This window comes from Streptomyces sp. TS71-3 (assembly GCF_018327685.1).
In the GTDB taxonomy this organism is placed as follows: Bacteria; Actinomycetota; Actinomycetes; order Streptomycetales; family Streptomycetaceae; genus Streptomyces.
This window is the reverse complement of the sequence record NZ_BNEL01000001.1, coordinates 3658253-3681479: the sequence shown is the minus strand read 5'-3', so window position 1 is coordinate 3681479 and position 23227 is coordinate 3658253. Positions and strand designations below refer to the sequence as shown.

General features: G+C 72.8%; 16 protein-coding genes. 5 read left to right on the top strand and 11 right to left on the bottom strand.

What is annotated here, in order from left to right:
• Nucleotides 1-205: 205 nt before the first annotated feature.
• From Sm713_RS41670 to Sm713_RS14855, 3 genes are all read right to left on the bottom strand, one after another.
• The gene (locus Sm713_RS41670; protein ID WP_374196048.1) at nucleotides 206-298 is read right to left on the bottom strand and encodes a putative leader peptide; all 93 of its coding nucleotides are present in this window, start codon (nucleotides 296-298) and stop codon (nucleotides 206-208) included.
• Nucleotides 299-383: 85 nt separating this feature from the next.
• The gene (locus Sm713_RS14860) at nucleotides 384-1184 is read right to left on the bottom strand and encodes an NAD(P)H-dependent oxidoreductase (RefSeq protein ID WP_212910094.1); all 801 of its coding nucleotides are present in this window, start codon (nucleotides 1182-1184) and stop codon (nucleotides 384-386) included.
• A 306-nt stretch (nucleotides 1185-1490) separates the two neighbouring features.
• Entirely contained in the window at nucleotides 1491-2048 is a 558-nt protein-coding gene (locus tag Sm713_RS14855; RefSeq protein WP_212910093.1) for an ABATE domain-containing protein, read from the bottom strand.
• 407 nt (nucleotides 2049-2455) lie between these two features.
• Here Sm713_RS14855 and Sm713_RS14850 point away from each other — a divergent pair, with 407 nt between their 5' ends.
• Both Sm713_RS14850 and Sm713_RS14845 read left to right on the top strand, forming a co-directional pair.
• A complete protein-coding gene (locus tag Sm713_RS14850) occupies nucleotides 2456-4690 on the top strand; it encodes a lasso peptide biosynthesis PqqD family chaperone (RefSeq protein WP_212910092.1) in 2235 nt (744 codons plus the stop codon).
• A gap of 265 nt (nucleotides 4691-4955) precedes the next feature.
• On the top strand, nucleotides 4956-6491 hold the full coding sequence (locus Sm713_RS14845; protein ID WP_212910091.1) for a hypothetical protein: 1536 nt from the start codon (nucleotides 4956-4958) through the stop codon (nucleotides 6489-6491).
• Nucleotides 6492-6629: 138 nt separating this feature from the next.
• Here the strand turns inward: Sm713_RS14845 and Sm713_RS14840 are convergent, their stop codons facing one another.
• The 7 genes from Sm713_RS14840 to Sm713_RS14810 form a co-directional block, all read right to left on the bottom strand.
• On the bottom strand, nucleotides 6630-7919 hold the full coding sequence (locus tag Sm713_RS14840) for an SGNH/GDSL hydrolase family protein (protein WP_212910090.1): 1290 nt from the start codon (nucleotides 7917-7919) through the stop codon (nucleotides 6630-6632).
• Between the two features lie 204 nt (nucleotides 7920-8123).
• Complete coding sequence (locus Sm713_RS14835; RefSeq protein WP_212912021.1) at nucleotides 8124-10514, bottom strand: glycoside hydrolase N-terminal domain-containing protein; 2391 nt, start codon at nucleotides 10512-10514, stop codon at nucleotides 8124-8126.
• Between the two features lie 385 nt (nucleotides 10515-10899).
• A complete protein-coding gene (locus Sm713_RS14830) occupies nucleotides 10900-12789 on the bottom strand; it encodes a carbohydrate-binding protein (RefSeq protein ID WP_249416298.1) in 1890 nt (629 codons plus the stop codon).
• 124 nt (nucleotides 12790-12913) lie between these two features.
• Entirely contained in the window at nucleotides 12914-13837 is a 924-nt protein-coding gene (locus tag Sm713_RS14825; protein ID WP_374195986.1) for a carbohydrate ABC transporter permease, read from the bottom strand.
• A complete protein-coding gene (locus tag Sm713_RS14820) occupies nucleotides 13834-14808 on the bottom strand; it encodes a carbohydrate ABC transporter permease (RefSeq protein WP_212910089.1) in 975 nt (324 codons plus the stop codon). Before Sm713_RS14820 ends, Sm713_RS14825 begins: the two co-directional genes overlap by 4 nt.
• 34 nt (nucleotides 14809-14842) lie before the next feature.
• Nucleotides 14843-16156, bottom strand: a complete 1314-nt coding sequence (locus Sm713_RS14815; protein WP_212910088.1) for an ABC transporter substrate-binding protein — start codon at nucleotides 16154-16156, stop codon at nucleotides 14843-14845.
• An 8-nt stretch (nucleotides 16157-16164) separates the two neighbouring features.
• Entirely contained in the window at nucleotides 16165-17340 is a 1176-nt protein-coding gene (locus Sm713_RS14810; RefSeq protein ID WP_212910087.1) for an ROK family transcriptional regulator, read from the bottom strand.
• A gap of 344 nt (nucleotides 17341-17684) precedes the next feature.
• On the opposite strand from Sm713_RS14810, the gene Sm713_RS14805 reads away from it, so the two are divergent.
• The 3 genes from Sm713_RS14805 (at nucleotide 17685) to Sm713_RS14795 (ending at nucleotide 22038) form a co-directional block, all read left to right on the top strand.
• Complete coding sequence (locus Sm713_RS14805; protein ID WP_212910086.1) at nucleotides 17685-19811, top strand: alpha-galactosidase; 2127 nt, start codon at nucleotides 17685-17687, stop codon at nucleotides 19809-19811.
• Between the two features lie 198 nt (nucleotides 19812-20009).
• Entirely contained in the window at nucleotides 20010-20525 is a 516-nt protein-coding gene (locus Sm713_RS14800) for a MarR family winged helix-turn-helix transcriptional regulator (RefSeq protein WP_249416297.1), read from the top strand.
• A 256-nt stretch (nucleotides 20526-20781) separates the two neighbouring features.
• On the top strand, nucleotides 20782-22038 hold the full coding sequence (locus Sm713_RS14795) for an MFS transporter (RefSeq protein WP_212910085.1): 1257 nt from the start codon (nucleotides 20782-20784) through the stop codon (nucleotides 22036-22038).
• Between the two features lie 143 nt (nucleotides 22039-22181).
• Here the strand turns inward: Sm713_RS14795 and Sm713_RS14790 are convergent, their stop codons facing one another.
• Nucleotides 22182-23120: a GlxA family transcriptional regulator gene (locus Sm713_RS14790; protein ID WP_212910084.1), complete on the bottom strand. Its 939-nt coding sequence runs from the start codon at nucleotides 23118-23120 to the stop codon at nucleotides 22182-22184.
• Nucleotides 23121-23227 lie beyond the last annotated feature (107 nt).

Here is a 23227-nt window from a genome sequence, read left to right as displayed (position 1 = left end):
ACCTGGCAACCGCTCGGTGCGCAGGCCCGCAGGCGCACGTGGGGGTCGGTCCGCAGGGCTCCTGGATCCGGCGCATCGGCGGAGTGAGCGTGCGTCAGGAGACGGGCCGGCTTCAGGTGATGGTGCCGGGACCGGGCGACGCGGCCGGCATCAGGTGATGCGGCCGGGATCAGGCGATGCGGCCCGGATCAGGCGGCGAAGACGATCAGGCGCCGGGCCGGTGCGCCGGGCGACAGCAACGACACAGCGCGCTGGCCGACCTGCTCAGGTCGACATGAAGGCGAGCGGTCAGTCGCATCCCGGTATGCACGTACACGAAGCTAAGCGATCGGCGGAACGCTGGCAATGAGCCCGGACCGGCCTCGGCGGCGCGCACCGCGCCGTTATGCGCGGTGCGCGCCCAGCCCGCTGCCGCCGTCCGCCACGTGGGGCCGCAGCACCATGGCGTCGTCGTAGTCGCCGCTGTTCTGCGTGCGGTACGTGGGCTGCGCGGTCTCCGCCTCGGCGAGGCGCGTGCGGAGGTCCGCGGCGGCGGCGCGGTAGCGCTCGTCTGACAGGTGGTTGGCGCCGTAGACCACGACGGGCGGCAGGACGGACATGCCCGTGTAGAAGAGCGTGCCGTGCAGCAGCGGGAACAGCACCTCGTCGAAGGAGCCGTCGATGCCGCGCGGCCCGTAGCCGTCGGAGGCGGCGCCGACCGTCACCACGGCGAGCGCGCGCTTGCCCGCCAGTCCCCCGGCCCCGTACCGCAGGCTGCGTCCGGGCCGGTCGGGATCGGGGATGCCGTAGGCGTAACCGCGCACGAAGACGCGGTCGATCCAGCCCTTGAGGATGGCGGGCACCCCGCCCCACCACAGGGGGAACTGCACCACGACCAGATCGGCGCGGTCGAGCCTGGCCTGCTCGGCGAGGATGTCGGGGCTGAGGGTGCCTTCCTCCAGGGCCCGTTGCGAGGCCCGGTCGACGCGCAACCGCTCGCCGCCGGCCATGTCGCATGCGGAGTCTTCCACTCCGTGGTCCGGGTCGTAGTCCTGCCGGTCGACCACGGGATTCCACTTCATGGCGTACAGGTCGGACACCTCGACGTGGTGACCGGCTTCCGTCAGCGCGTCCACCCCCGCGCGGTGCAGGGAGCCGTTCAGCGACCGGGCGTCGGGGTGGGCCAGGATCCAGAGCACGTTCATGGGCCTCACTGTGCCCTCGGGCCCCTGCCGGGCGCCGCTGGCGCGAAGACAACATGTGCAAGGATCTGGCCAGAGGGCCGACCGGAGCCGAGCCGGGGAGCCGCACGAGGGCGCGTGGGGCGGCGGGAGGGCGCACGAAGCCGCGTGAAGGCGCGCAAGCCTGCCCCGCGAGAGGTCACCCGCTCGTCAGGTGACGCCGCCAGGAAGGGCCGGCGCACAGGCGGGGCGGGGTGCCGGGGAGGACCGGCGCACCGGCCCGCCCGCGCTCGCGCCGACCTCTCCGGCAGGCTTCCGGCAGGCCCCGGGTCAGGCGAGCGCCGCCGCTCCGGTCTGCTTCTTGCGCGCCCGGTACGCCGCCGCCTTGATCTTGTTGCCGCAGGACTCCATGCCGCACCACTGCCGGCGCATGCCGCGCGAGCGGTCGATGTAGATCCGGGTGCACTCGGGGTTGCCGCACTCCTTGAGCAGCGGGACGTCGGGCCCGCCGAGGAGTTCGACGGCGTGCCGCGCCACCAGGGAGAGGGCCTCCACGGCGGTCGCCTGCGTCCACCGTCCGGAGGGGGTGAGCTGCGGTGTCGCGGCGGGCACCCGGGCCGCGCCGTTCACCAGGGCGAGCGCCTGCGCACCGTACTCCTGACCGGCCCGCCGGGCGCCCACCAGCTCGTAGATCGCCTCGCGCACCCCCACCGCCTGCTGGAGGTCGAACTCGTGGCATGCCGTGACGGAGTCGACGAGCCCTGACTCCACGTGCCAGTCGACGAGCCTGCCGGGCGATGTGAGAACCTCCAGGCGCGCCGTACGGCGGGCCCGGAGCGTCACCAGGAAGTCGAGCGCGGGGTTGCCGCAGACAAACGCATGCTCCATGTCACCACTTTGACAGGTGACTGCTTCCCTGGCAATCCACGCGGGGGCGGGCGCCGACCGGGTCGGCCGAGCACCGGCCGCGCAGAGGCCGGCCGATCCCGGACCTGCGATCCCGGGCCTGGGGGACCACGCGGCACGAAGCCCGGTCGATCTCCTGCGGCACTCACCCTGCGTGGCGGTCCCGGCGCCGATGGAGCGCACAGGGAGTGCGGGTGAGGGTGTGCGCCGGTGGCGTTCTGGGGCACTTTGGTCGGGAATGCTCGCGCCGAGTCCTCGTCTGCACCTCTTCGTGGGGTTTCGAATCCGGTACCGTCCTCCGTCGTTTGTGTACCGACCGTAATGGGGCAGAGCATCCGACAGACGTGCGGCACGGCGAGAGGGGTCTCGGCTGATGGTTCCAGGGCGCCATGGGTGAGTGGTTCGTGGTCCTGCCCGACAGCGACCGCGCCCTGCCCGCGGCCCGCGCGCTGCTGCCGCGCGCGGACGACATCGTCGAGCACGCCTCGGGGCGGCCCTGGCTGGTGGGCCACTGGCCGGACGGCCGGGTGACGGTCGCCGCGGCCGGTTCGGCGCGGGTGGCGGTGATCGGCTTCTGCCCCCTCTCCGCCGCGTCGTTGAGCAGGCGGCTGGCCGGGGTGCGGTCGGTGGAGGGAGCACAGGCGGTGGTCTCCGCGGCGCCGGGCTGCTTCCATCTGGTCGCGTCGGTGGGCGGCCGGGTGCGCGCCCAGGGGTCGCTGGCGTCGGTGCGGCGGATGGTGCACTGCCGGTTCCGCGGGGCGGCGATCGGCGCGGACTCGGCGCGCGTCCTGGCCCGGCTGACCGGTGCCGACTGGGACCCGGCGTGGCTGGCGTTACGTCTCGCGCTGCGCACCACACCGTTCCCGCTCCACGAGTCGACGCCCTGGCGCGGGGTCCGCGCGGTGCCCGGGGACCACTGGCTGGCGCTGGAACCGGACGGCTCCGCGAGCACCCGGCGCCGCTGGACGCCCCCGGATCCGGCGCTCGCGCTGGCGGAGGGCGCACCGCTGGTGCGGGAGGCGCTGGCCGCGGCGGTGGCCGCCCGAACCGCCGAGTCGGGCACGGTCAGCGTCGACCTGTCGGACGGCGTGGAGGCCGCGGGCCTCGCCTTCCTGGCCGCCCGGGGGCCGGCCGAACTGGTCACCCACCGCTGGGCGGAGCCGGGCCCGGGCGGCGAACACGTCCGGTACGCCTCGCTGGTCGCCGCTACCCTGCCCGCAGCCCGGCACCGGGCCGCCCCCCTCGCGGCCATGGCGCCGGAGTTCGCCGGCCTCGGCCCCGACGCGCCCTCGGCCGACCTGGACGAGCCGTTCGCCTGGCTGCGCGGCCGGGCGCGGCTCGCCGAACTGGCGCGCGCCATGGCGGCCGAGGGCTCCCGGGTGCACCTGGCCGGGCACGGCGGCCAGGAACTGTTCCGGCCGGGCGGCACCTACGTGCACGATCTGGTGCGGACACGTCCGGGCACCGCCCTGCGGCACCTGCACGGCTTGCGCGCCGGATCCCGGGGGCCGTGGGCCGCCACGCTGCGGGCGCTGGCGGACTGCCGCAGCCCGGCCCGGGAGATGCGCGACCACGCCGCCGCCCTCACCGCGCCCTGGCCGGGCGGATCGGGAACCGCGTTCACATGGTCGCCGCCGCCGCGGCTGCCCGGGTGGGTGACGGGAGACGCCGCCGACGCCGCCCGCGGGCTGCTGCTCGCCGCGGCCCGCGAGCCGGTGGCACCGCTGGCCGCCCAACGCGCCCAGCACGAGGCGCTGCTGAGGGCCCGCGCGACGGGCGCCGCGGCCCGCCTGGCCGACCGCCTGACCATGGCCGGCCGGATGCGGTTCACCCTGCCGTACCTGGACGACGAGGTGCTCGGCGCGGTGCTGGCGGTGCGCCTGGAGGAGCGCTGCCCGCCCCGGGAGTTCAAGCCGCTGCTGGCCGCGGCCCTGCGCGGCGCCGTCCCCGAGGGGTTGCTGCTCCGGGCGCCAGAGGGCGAGCCGGGCTTCGGGCGGTCCGCGGAGGCGGCGGCCGGACTGCTCCGGCACCGGGCCGAGTTGCTGGCGCTGTTCGACGGTTCGGAGCTGGCCCGGCACGGCCTCGTCGACGACGCGGAGGTACGGCAGGCGCTGCTCCGGCCGGGCGCCGGCCCGCCCGGCGCCGCGGAGCTGGACGCGACGCTGGCCTGCGAGAGCTGGTTGCGCGCCCTCGCCGCCGAGCAGCGCACGGCCCGGCCCGCGGAGCGCGTCCCCGTCGGCCTTCGCCCCGCAGCCGTGCCCTCCGGCATCCCGCGCCCCGGCACGCGGCGACCGGCGGCCGGCGCGGGCCGTCCCGGGCGCCGGGTCCCCCGGCCGGCCGGGGCCCCGCTCACCCTGTACCCGCACGTCAGCGCGGTGGCCACGGCGGGCGGGATGGTGCTGTGGGACCGCGCCACCGGACGTTACTGGCAGCTCAACGCCAGCGCGGCGCTGGTGGTGCGGACGCTGCTCGACGGCGCGAACCCGGAGGAGGCCGCCGGCCACCTGGCCGCCACGCACCCGCCGGCCGCCCCGCACGCCAAGCAGGACGTGGCCGGTCTCCTCGCGCAACTGCACAGCGCGCGCCTGGCCGTACCGTCCGGGCGGGCGGAGCACCGGCCATGAGGCACCGCCTCCGCACCTTCTGAGGGCCGAGGCACCGCCTCCGCACTCTCTGAGGGCCCCGCCCGGAACACCCCTGCCCGCCCTTGCCGGTCCGCGGGCCGGGCGGGCACACCGGCGGGGGTGTCCTGTTCCCAGCGCCCCATCTCCGTACGCCCGTTCAAAGCATCACCTGATTGGCTATCGGATACGTAGCGCGTGACCACCCGCCGGGGCGACCCGCCGGGCGTCCATCTCCGTCCGCCCCCCCACCGACACGGAGGCCCCCATGACCGGATCACGTCGCAGACGGCGTGCTCTCCTCGCCACGATCCTCGGAGCGTTGCTTCTGGTGACCGCGGCGGTGAGCGGCGGCGGGTCCGCCCGCGGAAAGGCACCCTCCGGGTGGAAGGCGGCCGGCACGCTCCGGGACGGCGCCACCTACCTCATGGAGGTGCCGGCCCGCTGGAACGGCACCGTGCTGCTGTTCGGCCACGGCATGGTGACCGTCGAGCCCGGCCGGGAGCCGCCCAACCCGGCGAAGGACGCGCCGGGTTGGGGGGACACCCGGGAGCTGCTGCTCGACGAGGGGTACGCCCTGATCGGTTCCTCGTACGTCTCGCCCGGCTGGGTGGTGGACAGCGCGGTCGGCGACCAGATCGCGACGCTCACTGCGTTCGAGGACCTCTTCGGCCCGGCCCGGCGGACCCTCGCCTGGGGCGAGTCGCTCGGCGGGATGATCACCACGAAGCTCGCCGAGGAGTACGGCGACCGGATCGACGGGTCGCTGTCCACGTGCGGCACGGTGGCCGGCGGCGTCGCCCGCTGGAACAACCAGCTCGACCTGTCCTTCGCGTTGCGCACCCTGCTGGCGCCGGGCAGCGGCATCCGGCTCACCGGGTTCCGGGACCCGGCACAGGCCGACGCCTCGGCCGCGGCCCTCGGTTCGGCGACCGCCCGCGCGCAGCGCACCCCGTGGGGCCGGGCCCGGATCGCGCTGGCCGCCGCGCTCGCGGGCGTCGCCGGGTACAACGCGCCGGATCAGCGGCAGCCCGGACCGGGCGACTGGGCGACCACCGAGGCGAACCAGTACGCGATCGTCTCCGGGACGCTGATCCCCTCCACCACGCGGTGGCGCCGGGACGCCGAGTCGCACGCCGGCGGTTCGATGTCCTGGAACTCCGGCGTCGACTACTCGGCCATGCTGGCCCGCTCCCCGCACCGCGAGGAGGCCAGGGCCCTGTACAGGTCGGCGGGCCTGTCGCTGGCAGCGGACCTGTCCGCGCTCGGCCACGCGCCCCGCCTGGACGCCGACGGTTCGGCCGTCGGCTTCATGGCGCGGACCTCCTCGTACTCGGGGCGGCTCACCAAGCCGCAGCTGGACGTGCACACCGTCCACGACGGCCTCGTCCCCGTGCAGAACGAGCGGGCCTACGCCGACAGCGCCCGTGCGTCCGGCTCCTCGTCACTGCTGCGCCAGACCTACGTGCGCAGGGCCGGACACTGCGCCTTCACCCGGGACGAGGCGCTGGCGGCGGTCCACGCCCTCGACCGGCGGGTCGCCACGGGGCACTGGGGCGACACCGGCGCCCGGGCCATGAACGCCGCGGCGCACGAGCGCGGTGCGGTGGCGCGGACCGCGTACGTCCCCTCCCGGCCGCCGCCGTTCCCCCGCCCCTACGACCTGGAGCGGCAGGGCGCCGGTCGCCCCGGCGGCCTCGCCGCCCCGGGCTCCGTGCGGGCCGGGCCGCGCCCCGCGCCGCCCACCGTGCCGGCGGACCTCCGAACGCGCCCGTACGCAGGGGGAGCCGGCGCCGGGGACTGACCGGTGGCGCGCCGGGTGTCCCGCCGGCTGCCGAAGCCGGTTGCGGGCGGCCCGCCGGGTGTCCGGCGGGCCGCCCGCATCCCTGGCCCGCGGGCGCCGCCCGCGCACCGCCGGGCCCGGGACCTGCGGCCGCGCCTGTCAGGGGTGGAGCAGCCGCAGGTCGATCGCGTCGGCCATGACCTGCATGCCGGCATCGTTGGGGTGGATGTGGTCGCCCGCGTCGTAGTCCGGGTAGAGGGCGGTCGGGTGCGCGGGGTCGCGCATGGCGCGGTCGAAGTCGATGACGCCGTCGAACGCTCCGCCGGTGCGGATCCACTGGTTGACGTCCTGCCGGATCGCCTCGGCCGCGGGCGTGTAGTAGCCGTTGCCCTCGTCGGGCATCAGGGTGGCACCGATGACGCGGACGTGCTTGGCGCGCGCCGCCTTGATGAGGGTGCGGTAGCCGTCCTCCAGGTCCGCGGCGGTCAGCGGGGCGCCGTTCGGACCGGCGTTGTTGCCGATGTCGTTGATGCCCTCGAAGAGGATCACGTCCTTGACGCCGGGCTGGCCGAGGGCGTCGTGGCCGAAGCGCTTGAGGGCACTGACGCCCTGCCAGAGGTTGGGCACGTCCGTGAGCACGCGGTTGCCGCCGATGCCGGCGTCGACCACGCCGAGGCGCTGGGGGCCCGGCTCGGCGCCGAGCCGGCGGCCGAGGAAGTCGGGCCAGCCGGTGTAGGTGCCGGTGGACGAGTGGTAGCCGTCGGTGATCGAGTCACCGAACGCGACGACGGTGCCCTTCGCGGTCGGCGAGACGACGTCGAGGCCGGACAGGTAGTACCAGGAGGTCGTGGGGGAGCCGAACGCCGCCGCGCCCTCGTCGCCGGTGTGGTCGCCGGAGGCGGTGTACGTGGTGTCGAAGGCGTCGGAGTGCCAGGTGGAGGCGCCGGTCGCGCCGGGCACGTAGAGGCTGACGAGGAGGTTCTCGCCGGTGCCGACGGTGATCGGCACGGTGTCGCTGACCGACTCCCCGCCCGCGGGGATCGTGAACCCGCCCTGGTGGCCGAAGGTGACGGTCCGTGTGGTGCCCGGCCGTGCCTGACCCCCGCTCTGCTGGGCGGCCACGGTCACGGCGCCGACGTTCAGCGGGGTGTCGCTGTAGCGGTTGGAGAGCGTGATGCGGATGTCGGAGCCGGCGACGCTGCTGTGCGCCACCATCCGGATGGTCTGCTCGTCGAAGGCGGGTCCCGCGGTGGTCATGCTGGGCGACCAGGCGCTGACACGGGTGCCGTGGGCGGGGTGCGCTGCGGCGCTCGTCGCGGCGGCGTGCGCGGTGCCCGGCGGCACCACCACGGCCGACACCGCCGCGGCCAGGGCGCAGGCAGCGGTCAGCAGGAGGGCTCTGCGGCGGGCCCCGCGGGGTGCCGCCTGGCCTCTGTTCTGGTGGGACATCGTCGTTCTCCACTCTTCTCGTCGCGCGCAGCGGACCGCGCCCGCCGCGCAGGGGTGACGTGCCGCGGGAGTACCGGGAGCGCTCGGGGCGTGCGGGAGCGCTCGGGAGTACGGGTAGCGGTGCCCGGCCCCCGGGCCCGCGTGAAGGGGGTGGTGTGCCGGCCGGCCCGGCGCGCCGCAGCGGGCGCGCCGGGCCGGGGCGACTCAGGGGTTGTGCAGCGTGACCGAGCCGCCGGGCCTGACGGAGACCTGGTGCGTCCTGCCGCCGGCCACGACGGCCGTGTCACGGCCGCCGACGCTCTTCAGGGTGACCTTGGTGACCTTGCCGTTCCGCCAGCTCAGGTCGGCGACGAAGCCGCCGCGCACGCCGACGCCCGTGACCGATCCGGACGCCGCCCACGCGGAGGGCAGCGCGGGCAGCAGCTCGACGTGTCCGGGACGCGAGTAGAGCAGCATCTCGGAGACGGCGGAGGGGGTGCCGAAGTTGGCGTCGATCTGGAAGATCTCGCGGCCCTGGTCGACCTGGTACATGTCGAAGAGGTTCTGCGCGCTGCCGTTGCCGCTGATCTGAGACGGCTTCAGGTTGGTGACGACGAGCTGGTAGGCCTTGTCGGCGTCCTTCAGGCGGGCCCAGCACAGGCTCCGCCAGGCGTTCGACCAGCCGTAGCTGTTCATGCCGCGGGCGGTGAGCAGCGCCGTGGCGCCGTCCACGATGTCCTTCGGGGTGGAGCCGTCCGGGCGGATCCGGTCGCCGGGGAAGAGGCCGAAGAGCGGGGAGAGGTGCCGGTGCTCGGTCTCGCCGAGGTTGTCCGGCGACATCCACTCCTCCAGCCAGCCGCTCGTGGGGCTGACCACGGGCAGGTAGAGGCGGTCCCGCAGGCCGTCCACGGTCTTGCGGTGATCGGCCTCGACGCCCAGCACCTCGGTGGCGGTGAGGTAGTTGCCGAAGAGGTTCCAGACCACTTCCTGGGCGTAGGTGATGCCCTTGGCGTCCTGGGGGCCCTGTTCGGGCGACCAGTCGTTGTCGTCGATCAGCACCTCGCGCGAGGCACCGGAGGCGTCGGTGACGGTGGTGGTGACGAGGCGGGCCTCCCAGAACTCCACGGCGCCCTTGAGGAGGGGGAAGATCTTCTCCAGGTAGGCGCGGTCCTGGGTGTACTCCCAGTGCTCGAACAGGCTCTGGCATATCCAGGCGTTCGCGCCCGGGTGCCACCACCAGCCGGATCCGCCGTAGGGGTTGGTGGAGAAGGCGACGGCCCAGCCGCCGACCTTCCCGCTGGAGTTGCGGTACCGGTTGGTGGGCGTGTTGAAGAGCCGCTGGGTGACGTCGGTCCACGACGAGAGCTGCGCGACGCAGTAGTCCGCGAACGCGTCGAAGCACTGGGACAGGCCCGTGCGGTCGGCCATCCAGTAGTTCATCTGGATGTTGATGTCGGTGTGGTAGTCGCCCATCCAGTCCGGGTCGTTGCCGTCCAGCCACACGGACTGCAACCCCATCGGCAGGCTGCCGCGCGATCCGGAGATCATCAGGTAGCGGCCGAACTGGAGGTAGGCGGCCTCCAGCTCCGGGTCGGGGACGTCGTCGCGGTAGCGGGCCTGGAGACGGTCCCAGGTGTCCAGGGCGCGCTGCCCGGCGGAGGAGCTGCCGAGGTCCAGGGAGAGCTGCTCGAACACGGGGCGGAAGTCCGCGACGTGCGTGTGCAGCAGGGCGGTCTCGGAGTGCCCGGCCGCGTTCAGGACCTTGGTGCGGGCGAGCTTCTCCGGGTCCACCGACGGGTTCCTGAACCCCGCGGCGGCGTCGGGCGCGTAGTCGGTGCCGCCGCTGACGACGACCATGAGGTCCTGGCAGCCGGTGAACGTGATGCTCGCCCCGTCGACGGCGACCTTGCCGGTGCTGCTGCGGGCGGTGACGGCGGCCCCGTACTTCAGGCCGTTGGCGAGGACGGCGCCGAACGACGCGTAGCCCGCCCCGGCGCTCGCGGTGGTGGTCTCGCCGTGCGTGCCGGCGAGGCTGATGGTGCCCGTGTAGCTGCCGCCGCCGCGCTGGCCGAAGTGCAGGACGATGACGTCGTCCGGCTTGCTGGCGAAGACCTGCCGCTCGTAGGTGGCGCCCTTCAGCCGGTAGGTGGTGGTGACCAGGCCCTGTGCCATGTCCAGGGTCCGGCGGTAGTCGTCGACGGCGCCGAGGTCGTGGGCGGGGATGTCGACGGTGAGCTGTGCCAGCAGGGTGAGGGAGCCGAAGTCGGCGCGCCCGTAGGGGAACTGCCCGTCGCCGTCGAGGGTGTCGTTGAGACCGCCGGTCCACAGGGTGGCGTCGGTGATCATCAGCAGCTCGCTCGCCGGGTCGTTGCCGGCGAGGGCGCCGAGGCGGCCGTTGCCGACCGGCAGGCCCTGCTGGATCATCGAGGTCGGCGCGGCGGGGGCCCGCCACCAGAGCTGGTTGCGTGCGGCGTCGGAGGGCGACAGCAGCGGGGATTCGGCCGGGCGCTGCGGGGCCGCCGAGGCGGTGAAGGCGGGCAGGCCTACTGCTCCGGCCGCCCCGGCCGCGGCGGCGAGCGCGAGGAAGCCTCTGCGGCTGGCGCCGCGCCGGCCGATTTCGGGTGCGTCCGGTGCTTCGGGTGCTTCGGGTGCTTCGGTGTGCGGGATGTCCACGGTGACACTCCATGTCCGAGGGATAGGGCGCGTAGCGCCCTTATTTAGGGGCGCGAGGGACTGCGCGAGCAACCCACCACCGGCTGGTGGTCCGGATGCGACAGAGACTGCCCCTTCGGGTCAGTGGCGATCTGACGGTCTCGTCGTGGCTGGTCGCGCAGTTCCCCGCGCCCCTTCGGGGCTGCGCCCCGGCCCGCCCAGGGGCGCGGGGAACTACGCGAGAACCGTCTCGTCGTGGCTGGTCGCGCCCACGCGGCGGAGCCGCATATCAACACAGCCCCGCGCCCCTTGAGGTACCGGGGCTCAACCCCGATAGGGGCGCCGGCTGTCAGACGTCGCGCGGGACGTCGATCCTGTCGATGTCGGGTGCGTATCCGTCACCGCTGTCGAAGGTGATCGTGTTCGTGCCCTTCTTCAGCGCCAGCTGGACCCCGACCGTGTCCGTCGTGTTCCAGTCGCCCGTGGAGGCGAAGGGCAGGCTGGTGCCGTGGCCGCCGTTCGAGAAGACGGTCACCGAGCGGGGGTCGCCGCTGACGTAGTGGACGTTGACCGTGTAGATGCCGTCCTTCTTGACGGTGACGTCGTTGAACCGCAGCGCGCCGCCCTGGTAGAGGTTGCCGACCTTCTTGGCGCCGGAGCAGGTGTCGCAGCCGGCGACGGAGGCGTTGCCGGTGAGGGTGTTCGCGGCGGACTCGGCCTCGTAGCCGGTGGTGGCCAGGTGGGCGCCGGGGCGCACGGTGAACAGCCGCGAGCCGTGGGCGGGCAGCGTCTCGGTGATCGCGTCCTTGTGCGTGCCGACGTTCTGCTTGCGCCACAGGTCGCGCACGGCGGCGTTGCCGGTGAAGCCGAGGGCGGCCCAGTGGGCGGTCACGGAGGCCGGGGAGGTGCCGAGGTTGAACAGGGCGACGGTGTAGCTGCCGTCCTTGTTCCGGCTGGCCCAGACCTGCTGGTCCCCCACGGGCGTCACGGGCCGTGCCACGGGCGCGTCGCTCTGGTCGACGCCGATGACCTCGCGGTTGGTGAGCAGCGAGACGCCGTAGTCGTCGAGCTTGGTGAGGTCGTCACCGGTGTACAGCGGCGACTTGTTGATGGCCCACAGGGTCATGTAGCTCTGCCGCTCGGCCTGCGTGATGCCGTCCATCTCCCCGCTGCCGACATCGAGGCTGTCGAGGTCGTTCCAGCCGCCGGGGCCCGCCTCGTGGGACCACGCCGGGGCGTCGTTCCAGCGGTCGTTGATGGAGTTCTCCCAGCTGACGAGCGTGTTGCAGTAGCACTCGACGTCGGTGTCGATGCGCCAGCCGTTGGAGTACTTCTTCCAGTCGGCGGCGTGCCCGATGTCGAGGGACCAGGAGAGTTCGAGGTGGATCGAGCGCCCGGTCGCCGCTATCGCCCGCTGCCAGGCGGCGACGTCGGGGACGTTGTCGTAGTTGTCGCCGGTCTTGAACGAGCCCGGACCGACGCCGTCCAGCTTGAGGAAGTCATAGCCCCAGTCGGCGAACATCTGCGCCTGGGAGTCGATGTACTTCTCCGCGCAGGGTCGGGAGAAGTCCAGCTTGTAGGCGCTGTCCCAGCCGTTGGTGGTGCGCAGGTCGGGGTAGACGATGTCGGCGGTGGTGCAGTCGGTGGTGCCCCAGATGGGGGCCTTGCCGTCGGCGTAGCCCTCCTTCTCCAGGCCGGCGGGCAGGTAGATGCCCGCCTTGAGGCCCTTGGCGTGGATGTGGTCGGCGACCGACTTCATGCCGTGCGGGAAGCGGACCGGGTCCGGGGTCTGGCGGCCGTACTGGTCGAACTCCGGCTTCCACGTGTTGTCGCGCCACCAGCCGGCGTCGATGTTGACGTGGTCGTAGCCGAAGGGCTTGAGCTTGGCGGCGAGGGCGTCCGTCTGCTTCAGGACGTTGGCCTCGGTGAGGTAGCTGTAGTCGCCGTCCGGGTTGAGGCCCGGGTACTTGGACGACTGCATGCTCCAGCTCGACCAGCCCATGTAGGGCTTGGCGGCGATGGCGGGGGCCTTCGCGCCGGCGGCCGCGGGCGTTGCCGTCGCCGGGGCGTGCGCGGCCGGCGCGGCGGGCTTGTCCGGGGACTGGGTGGACGCGACCGCGGTGGGCGCGGCGACCGCCAGCGCGGCGGTGGCCGCCAGCACCAGCACGGATCTCAGGGAGCGGCGCACGGGACGCGGGGGTGCGCCGTGCTGTTCTGTCGGGTGCGCGGGTGACCGCATGGCCGGACCTCCTGTTGTCGGATCGCGGGGGAAGCGCGGTGGAACCTGACGGGGACGTGCGCTCCTGACGCCAGGGGGGTGCCGGCCGGTCGCTGGGCGAGGGTCGGGACGTCGGGGCGGCGGCTCAGCCCTTGCCGGAGCCGATGGTGAGTCCGCTGATGAACTGGCGCTGGAGCGCGAAGTAGACCAGCAGCGTGGGGATCGCGGTCATGAGGGCGCCGGCCGCGATCAGATTGGGGTTGGTGAAGTACTGGCCCTGGAGGTTGGCCAGGGCCGAGGTGATCGGACGCTTGTCGCCGGTCTGGATCAGCACGAGGGACCAGAAGAAGTCGTTGTAGATCCAGATGGACTCCAGGGTCGCGAGCGCCGCGAACGCGGGGCGGCACAGCGGCAGCACGATCTGGAAGAACTGGCGCCACACGGGGGCGCCGTCGACGCGGGCGGCCTCGAAGATCTCCTTGGGGATCGTCTTCATGTAGTTGCTCAGCACGAAGGTGCAGAAGCCGCACTGGTAGGCGATGTGGATGAAGATGATGCCCCAGAGGGAGTTGTAGACGAGCAGGGAGTCGCTCATCCACACGGGCAGGGGCAGCAGCAGGTAGAGCTTGTACAGCGGGGTGATCAGCACCTGGGCGGGTATCAGGTTGCCCGCGGTGAACAGCATCAGCAGCGCGACGTTCCACCGGAAGTCGAACCGCGACACGAAGAACGCCACCGCCGAGGCGAACAGCAGCGTGCCGTGCACCGCCGGAACGGTGATGAGCACCGAGTTCCAGAAGAAGTGCGGCATCCCGGACTGGCTCCAGGCGTCCGAGAAGTTCTGGAGGCTGATGCTGTGCGGCCAGGACAGGTAGCCGTGCCGGGTGGTGTCGGAGTAGGGGCGCAGGGAGGTGTAGACCGCCCACAGCAGCGGGACGAGCCACACCACCGCGATGCCGCCGAGCATCAGGTGCCGCCCGGTCTGCCGCGGGGGCCTGCTCGGGGCGGTCGCCCGGGGGGCCAGCGGGGTGCGTGACCGGGAGGCCGGCGGGGTGGCGGTCGCGGTCACTGGTCCTCCTTGCGGAAGGTCTGGACGAGGAAGGTCGCGATCGCGGCGAGGGAGACCAGCAGCAGGATGACCGCGAGGGCGGAGCCGTAGCCGATGTGGCTGGACTCGCCGATGATGTTGTCGCTGATGAGCAGCGAGAGCAGCTGCATGCCGGGCTTGCTGCCGGTGCCGCCGCCGAGCACGTAGACGATGTCGAAGGCGCGCAGCGACTCCATCACCGTGACGACCAGGATGATGATGTTGACCGGTTTGAGCGCCGGCAGCACCACGCGGAAGAACGTCTGGCGCCCGCCCGCGCCGTCGAGTGCGGCGGCCTCCTTCAGGGCGGGGTCGAAGCCCTTCAGGCCGGCCAGGTAGAGGATCATGATGTAGCCGCTGTGCCGCCAGCCGGACGCGACCAGGACGGCCCAGAGGTTGAGGTGCGGGTCGCCCAGCCAGTCGATGTGGCTCCCCGACGAGGCGGCGCCGATGACACCGTTCAGCAGGCCGGTGTCGGGGTTGTAGATGATCTCCCAGATGAACCCGACGACCGCCAGGGAGAGCACCATCGGCATGAAGATCGCCGTCTGGTAGATCCGGGTGAAGCGGAGCTTCCGGTCCAGCTGGTAGGCGAGGAAGACGCCGAACGGGGTGGGCAGCAGGGCCGTGAACAGCAGCCAGAGCACGTTGTGCTCCACCGCCGGCCAGAACGGCGGGTAGTTGGTGAAGATCTCCTTGTAGTTGTCGAACCCGACCCAGCGCATGTCGGCCAGCGCGAGGCCGTCCCAGTTGGTGAAGGACAGGCCGATGGAGGCCAGCGCGGGCAGCCAGACGAAGAACAGCAGGGCGAGCAGCGGAATGCCGACGACAACCGTCAGGAAGAGGCGGTCACCACGATCGAGGCTGCGCTGACGGGGGCGACGGGACTGCCCGCGCGCGGGGGACCGGGGTGCGGTGCCCTCGGGGCCGGGCGCGGTGCGCACGGATGACATGGTGGACCTCTCCGGGTGGGGTCGGGCCGCTCGGTCAGGCCGTGAAGAAGTGCGAGCGCTGCGACTCGATCTTCTTCAGCAGGGCCGAGCCGTCGTCGGGGTGGCTGAGCCACTCGGCGAAGCCGGGCTCGATCACGGTGGAGATGAATCCCGGATCGCTGTCGCGGTCCGCGAACTGCGTGATCTGCTTGGCGCCGGCGATGAGCGCGGCGGACTTCTTCTGGAGCGCGTTGTACGAGCTCGTGTCGGCGCCGGAGTTGACGGCGACGTTGCTGGGGTCGACGCCGCCGTAGACGTTCTCGGCCTTGGCGCTGCCGAGGAACTCCGCGAACTTCTTGGCACCGTCCAGGTTCTTCGGCCTGCGACTGAGCATGAAGCCGTCCGTGGGCGCCTCCACCGCGTCCTGGCCGTACGCGGGGTCGATCTCCGGGAACGGGAAGAAGTCGATGTCGGAGCGGAGCGAGTCGTCGGTGACCTGCTGGCCGAGGAAGAGGCCGATGATCGCCATGCCGGACTTCTTGTCGAGCAGCGACTGCGCGGCGTCCTGCCAGGACCTGCCGGCCGCGCCCGTCTGGTAGTAGGGGGCGATCTCGCGCCAGAGGTCGATGGCGCGGGCGACCCGCTTGTCGGTCCAGGCGACCTTGCCGCGCATCAGCGACATGTGGAAGTCGTAGCCGTTGGCGCGGAGGTTGAGGTAGTCGAAGGCGCCGAGGATGCTCCAGTTGTCGCTGGCGCCGTAGCCGGAGGCGATCGGGGAGAGCCCGTCCTTCTTCATCTGCTTGGCGAGCGCCGTGAACTGGCTCCAGTTCGCCGGGACCTCGTAGCCGTACTTCTTGAACACGCTCTTCCGGTAGAAGACCGCCCAGGGGTAGTTGTACAGCGGCACGAAGTAGAACTTGCCGTCCTCGCCCCTGGAGAGCTGCTTCGTGGCGTCGCTGAAGCCGCTGCCTATCTTGTCCCACACGTCGTCGATGGGGGTGGCGAGGCCCTTCTTGGCGAAGTACTGCATGCGGTAGCCCGCGTACCAGGTGAAGACGTCCTCCGGCGTGCCCTGGAGGTACGTGGAGATGTTGTTGGAGAACGTGTCGTGGTCGACGGTGTTCGTCTTGACGGTGAGCTTGCTGTCCTTCTGGAAGGCGTCCGTCAGGGCGGCGTAGGCCTTCTTCGGCGTGGCGTCCGCGCCGTTCGACCCGAACGTGACCTGCTTCGGGTCGGCCGCCGCACCCGAGCCGCAGGCGGCGAGGGCGGGGGCGGCCAGGGCGGCGGCGGAGGCGCCCAGCAGGCCCTGGACCACCTTTCTGCGGCTCGGGCCTTGGAGGGTCCAGGGGGTGCGGCTCTGCAGCGTCATCGCTACTCCTAGTAGGTGTCTGTTCCTATGAAGGACTGGATCGCGGTGGCCGCGGCCCCGCGCGCCCACTCCTCGAAGGGCAGCGGACGTGTCATCACGTCGCACTGTGCGGCGGCACCGAAGGCGGACGCGGCCAGCGCGTCGCGGATGCCCTCGGCGAACAGGTCGTAGGCGGCGAGGCCCTCGCCGGAGATGATCACCCGCTCGGGGCCGAGCACGTTGACCACGGACCCGATGGCCCTGCCGATCGCCTCGCCGGCCCGTGCGTAGACCTCCCGGGCGCCGGGGTCCCCGCGGTGGGCGAGGTCCAGCGCCTCGGCGGCCGTGGCCACGGACAGTCCGGTGGCCTCGCGGACCCGGCGCAGGATGGCCGGGTCCGCCGCGATCGCCTCCACGCAGCCGTTGTTGCCGCAGTGGCAGGGCGGGCCGAGCGGGTCGATGGACAGGTGCCCGATCTCGCCGGCCACGCCGTGCGCGCCCGACACCACCCGGCCGTGCACCACCAGGCCGCAGCCGATGCCCGCGCCCACGGTCACCAGCGCGAAGTCGGAGAGCCCGACCCCGGCGCCGAACCACTGCTCGGCGACCGTGAGGGCGCGCACGTCGTTGTCGACGGTGACCGGCAGCCCGGTCGCGGTCTCCACGATCTCGGCGAGCGGGATGTCCCGCCACTCCAGGAAGGGCGAGTAGCGGACGGTGCCGGTGCGGCGGTCCACGTCGCCCGAGACCGCGATGCCGAGTCCCTGCACCCCCACGCCGAACCCGTCGGCCTCCGTGAGGAGTTCCTGCACGAGTGCGGTGATCGACGGCAGCACGGCCTCCGGCGAGCGGCCGGTGAGCCCCACGTGCCGGGCGACGCGGACGCGGCAGCACAGGTCGGCCAGGACCGCGATGATCTCGTCGCCCGTCACCTTGATCCCGATGAACAGTGCCCTGCCGCCGTCCACCCGCACCCGGTTGGCGGGCCGGCCGAGCGCGGCCCGCACTCCGTCGTCCGCGCCCTCGACCAGGTAACCGACCTCCATCAGCGGGCGGACCGCCTTGGTGACCGCGGCAGCGGACAGCAGGGTCCGCTGCGCGATCTCGGCCCGGGTGAGCGGGCCGTGCGACAGGAGGGTGGTGAAGACGAGGGAAGCGGCCGGCGTCGTCGCCGGGACCGCCTCACGAGGAGGCGTCGAACGCATGGCCGGAAACATAGGGTTGTTCTTTTCCGCTGTCAATGAAAGAAACAAGTCCCTTTTGAAGAGCCTTTGCCTGCCGTCTCATGCCTGCGATTACGAGAGCTCGGCGTGGTATTGACAGTTGATCCAAGGGACGCTTGGCTGCTCACAACTACTTCTCATGACCCCGCTTGGCGCCATCCGGCCCCTGAACCCCCCGCAGCGCCCCCGCGATGGCGTGCCTCCGATCCCGGAAGGCGCCGTCCGGACCCGCCGGCCGACCCACCGGGGCGCGAACCGGCCACCGTGGCGCCGAACGGCACCATGGCGCCGACCGATCGCCCCGAACCCTTCGAACGCGAGGATCAATGTCTGCGATCTCCTTCGACCCGGCCCGTGGGGTCTGGCTGCTCTCCACCGCGCGCACCTCCTACGCACTGCGGGTCGACGAGACGGGAGCGCCCTGCCACCTCGGGTGGGGGCCGCGGCTGACCCTCGCGGCGGCCGGGGAGCTGCGGACGCCTCCGGCCGGGGAGTCCAGCAGCTTCGCGGGCCGCCCGGCGGCCGGCGAGGAACTGCCCGTGGACGGCGGCGCCCGCTACGGCGCGCCGTCGCTGCGGGTGCGGTTCGCCGACGGCACGCGTGCCTTCGAATGGCAGCAGGTGGGTCACCGCACCTGGGAGCCCGCGCCCGGAACCGCCGAGCTCGCCCTGGAGTTCCGCGACCGCCACTACCCGCTCGACGTCACCCTGCACTACCGCGTGCACACCGGCACCGACGTCATCGAGCGCTGGACCGTGCTGCGCAACACCGGGCGGGAACCGCTCACCGTGCTCCGCGCGGACTCCGCCGCCTGGACGCTGCCGCCGCGCGACGGCTACCGCCTCAGCCATGTCACGGGCCAGTGGTCGGCGGAGGGCCTGCTGCACCGGGAGCCGGTCCCGGGCGCCGAGACGGTCCTCACCAGCCGCCGCGGCATCACCAGCCACCACGCCAACCCGTGGGTGATGCTGGACGCCGGCGACGCCACCGAGGACCGCGGCGAGGTGTGGAGCGCGGCGCTGGCCTGGAGCGGAAGCTGGCAGATCACCGTGCAGCGCACCCCCGACGGGCGGACCGCGTTCACCGGCGGCGCCGGGCACGACGGCACGGCGCTGCCGCTGGGCCCCGGCGAGGAGCACACCACTCCCCCGTTCGCGGGCGTCTTCACCGACGGCGGCTTCGGCGCGGCCAGTCGCGCCTGGCACGCCTACGTCCGGGCGCATGTCCTGCCGCACCCCGACGAGCTGCGCCCGGTCCTCTTCAACTCCTGGGAGGCCACCGGCTTCGGGGTGAGCGAGCAGGGGCAGCGCGAGCTCGCCCGGCGTGCCGTGGAGCTGGGGGTGGAGCTGTACGTCGTGGACGACGGCTGGTTCGGCGGACGGCGCGACGACACCGCGGGCCTCGGCGACTGGACCCCGGCCGAGAAGAGCTTCCCGAACGGCCTCACCCCGCTCATCGACGAGGTGCACCGGCTCGGCATGCGCTTCGGCCTCTGGGTGGAACCCGAGATGGTCAACCCGGACAGCGACCTGTACCGCGCCCACCCCGACTGGGTCCTGCACTTCCCGCACCGCACCCGCACCGAGCTGCGCAACCAGCTCGTGCTCAACTTCGCCCGCGACGACGTCGCCGACTGGGCCCACGCCTGGCTGACCCGGCTGGTCGCCGACAACGGCATCGACTTCCTCAAGTGGGACATGAACCGCGCCTTCAGCGAGGCCGGCTGGCCGGGCCGCGAGGACGGCCACGACCTGCTGTGGACCCGGTACGTACAGAACCTGTACCGCGTCATCGACCGGCTCCGCGCGGACCACCCGGGGCTGCGCATCGAGGCGTGCAGCGGGGGCGGCGGCCGCGTCGACCTCGGCGCGCTCTCCCGAACCGACCAGGCCTGGCCGTCCGACAACACGGACGCGGCGGACCGGGTCTCCATCCAGCACGGCTACGGCCAGATCTACCCGGCGGGCACGATGGCGGCCTGGGTGACGGACGTGCCCAACCAGCTCACCGGCCGGACGGTGCCGCTGCGCTACCGCTTCCACGTGGCGATGGCGGGTGTGCTGGCGATCGGCGGGGACCTGGCGCGCTGGACACCGGAAGAACTCGCCGAGGCGGCCGAGCTGGTGTCGGAGTACAAGAAGGTCCGCCACATCGTGCAGCACGGCGCCCTCCACCGGCTCCGCGGCCCCGGCGACGACGGCCCCACCGCCGTGCAGTACCTCACCGGCGACAGCCAGGAGGCACTCGTCCTGGTCTGGCAGCGGGCCCCGCGGCACGGCACCCCCCGCCCCGTCCTGCGCCTGGCCGCCCTGGCCCCGGAGGCCCGCTACCGGGACACCCGCACGGGCGAGGTGCACCACGCGTCGGTCCTCATGGGGTACGGGATCTCGCCGGAACTGCCGATCGGGGACTGGGCCAGCGCGGCGGTGCATCTGGTGAGGGTGGAGGGGTAGCGCCCCGGGGGGGCGCGGGTTGGCCGGGTACGCCCGGGGGCGCACCGCCCCGCCCGGAGGGTGGTGCACGCGTCCCGCCGTGCACCGAAGAGCGGTGAGGCGAAGAGGCGGTGAGGCGAAGGGGCGGCGGGCGGCAGGCGGCGGGCGGCAGGCGAGAATTCCAACAGTGCTTACATAAGCACTGTTATAATGCTCGTCATGGCTGATGAACCGGTATCCGGCGCACCCGTGGACGACCCCTCACTGCACAGCCTCTGGCGCCCGTTGCGGCTTCTCCAGGCGGCGATGGACGACGACATCGCGCGCATCTACACGTCCGGGCGGATCGACGGGCTCAAGCCGAGCTACGTGATGGAGCTGCTGCGGCTGCACGCCCGCGGTCCGATGACCATCAAGGAACTGGCCGAGTCCGTCAGCCGCACCCACTCCGCGCTCAGCCAGAAAGTGGCCGCGATGCGCGCGGCGGGCTGGGTCGAGACGGTCGCGGGAGACGACGCCCGCAGCAAGAAGGTGACGCTGACGGACCGCGCCCGAGCCGTCGTCGGCCGCCTCGCCGCGGAGTGGCGCGCCACGGAGGCCGCCCTCGGGGACCTGGAGGCGGAACTCCCCTATCCCCTCAGCAGGGTCGTCACCGACATCGAACGCGCCCTGGAACGCAGGAGCTTCCACGACCGCGTCGCCCAGAAGCTGGCCGAGGACCCGGAGTGGCGATAGGGAGGCCAGGCCCGGCAGCGCGAGGTGACGGTGCAACGGCCCCGGGGTGTGCGGTGCACTGTGTAATGGCGCGCACGCCGGGGCGAGAGGCCCGGCCTGAACATGGCGGAGGGCACGAAGGGCGCCGGGCGCGGGAGCGTGGGCGTGGGCGTGGGCGTGGGCGTGGGCGGCAACAGCAACAGCAACAGCAACAGCAACAGCAACAGCAACAGCAACAGCAACGGTGCCATGGTCGGGCTTCGGGGAGGCCGGGCGCATGGGCGTGAGACGGGCACTGATCGACACGGCCCCGCTGCGGTCGTCCCCGGCGTTCCGACGGCTGTGGGCGGGCCAGGCACTGTCCGGTGTGGGCGGCCAGATGACGCTGGTCGCGGTGGTGTTCCAGGTCTGGCAGACGACGAGGAGCACCGCGTGGACCGGCGCGGTCGGGCTGGCCCAGGCCCTTCCGCTGGTGGTGCTCGGGCTCTACGCGGGCTCGCTCGCCGACCGGGTGGAGCGCCGGTCCTTCTATCTGCTGATGCTCGGTGGGCAGGCGGCCTGCTCCCTGCTGCTGGCGGTGCAGGGCATCTTCGGCCACCTCCCGGCTGCCGGGGTGCTGGGCCTGGTCGCCGTCCAGTCCTGCTTCACCGCGGGCAGCGGCCCGGTGTCCCGCACCTTCATCCCGCGCCTGCTCCCGAAACAGCACCTGGCCGCCGGCCTCGCACTGCGCAGGCTCACCTTCCAGGGCGCCATGCTGCTCGGCCCCGCGCTGGGCAGCCTCACGGTGGGCGGGCTGGGCGTCGGCGGCTGCTACCTGATCGACGCGCTCACGTTCGCGGCGGCGTACTACGGGGCGTGGGGCCTGCCCCGGATGGCGCCGGGTGAGGAGCCAGCCCGGCCGGGCGCCCGGGGGATGCTGGACGGCATGGCCTTCGTGGTCCGGACACCCGCGGTCCGCGGCGCGCTGCTCACGGATCTCGCCACCACCGTGCTGTCGATGCCGGTCAGCCTGTTCCCGCTGCTCAACGCGGAACGGTTCGGCGATGACCCGCGCACCCTCGGCCTGTTCCTGACCGCGGTGGCGGCCGGCGGAGTGGGGGCATCGGTGTTCTCCGGGACGTTCACCAGGCTGCCGCGCCCCGGCCTGGTCATGCTCGCCGGCTCCGCCTCCTGGGGCGTGGCACTCGCGCTGTTCGCCCTGGCTCCGGGGCCGTGGACGGGTTTGGCCGCCCTCGTCCTGGCCGGTGCGGCCGACACCGTTTCCGTGGTCTCCCGGAGCATCGTCGTCCAGAGCCGGACGCCGGCCGCGCTGCTCGGCAGGGTCGGCGCCGCCGAGCAGATCGTCGGGCAGGCGGGCCCGGACCTCGGGAACCTGCGCGCCGGCCTGGTCGCCGACGCCACCTCCGGCGCCACGGCCCTGATCAGCGGCGGCCTGCTCTGCCTGGGCGCGGTGGCCCTGGTCGCCTTCTTCACCCCGGCCCTGCGCGGCTCCCCGGCTCCCCTGCGCTCGCCTGCCTCGTCGCCAGGTCAGTGAGCCGCGGGGGAGTTCCGGACCGGAAGCGCACGACCCGGGCCCACGCACGTCGTACCCGATGCCCGGCCCGCCTGGCCGGGGCACGCCGTGCGGCACATACGGCACGCCTCACTTCGGTGGTGGCCTGCCACGAAGCCGTCCCGTCAGGTGAAGGCCCTGCGGTACGCCCCGGGGCTGAGACCCGTGGTCCGTTTGAAGCGGTCACGGAACGCGGTCGGCGAGCCGAAGCCGACCTGGGAACCGATGCGTTCGACTGAGTGCTGCGTGGTCTCCAGCAGGTGCTGCGCCTGCCGGACCCGTGCGCGGTGGAGCCACTGGAGGGGCGTGGTGCCGGTCTGCTCGCGGAAGCGGCGGATCAGCGTACGGCTGCTGACGCCGGCGCGCTCGGCGATCTCGTCGAGGGTGAGGTCCCGTCCGATGTTGTCCCGCAGCCAGGCCAACAGGGGTTCGAGAGCGGAGCCCTTCGGGGTGGGCGTGTGGTCGTGCACGATGAACTGCGCCTGCCCGCCCTCCCGCTCCAACGGCATCACCGACAGCCGCGCGGCGTCGGCGGCCACGGCGGAGCCGTAGTCGCGCCGGATCATGTGCAGGCAGAGGTCGAGCCCGGCCGCCGCGCCGGCCGAGGTGAGGATCTGCCCGTTGTCGACGTAGAGCACGTCGGGATCGACGTCGATGTCCGGGTAGCCGGCGGCGAGGCTGTCCTTGGCGAGCCAGTGGGTGGTGGCGCGCAGACCGTCGAGCAGCCCGCAGGCGGCCAGCACGAACGTGCCCGTGCAGATGGAGGCGATCCGGGTTCCCCCGGCCGCCGCCTCCCGCAGCGCGGTACGGACGGCGGGCGTCACCGGGGCCTCCGGTTCGGCGGTGCCGGGCACGATGACGGTGTCCGCGCCCTTCAGTCCCTCCAGCCCCCAACGGGCCCGGATCGTAAACGTCCCCGCGTCGACCTCCGGCTCCTCGGCACACACCCGTACCTGGTAACCGGGGCGCCCGTCGGGGAGCCGGGTGCGGCTGAACACCTCGATGGGGGTCGCCAGGTCGAACGGAATCACCTTCCCCAGCGCGATCACGGCAACGGTGTGCATGTCCAGAACATACCCCCTCGCATCTGTCCACCGACCCTGCCAGCCCGGCCGCTCCCCTACCTTCTGCCAGGTCAGAGGGGATGGGAAGCCGTTTGGCACTATCCCGT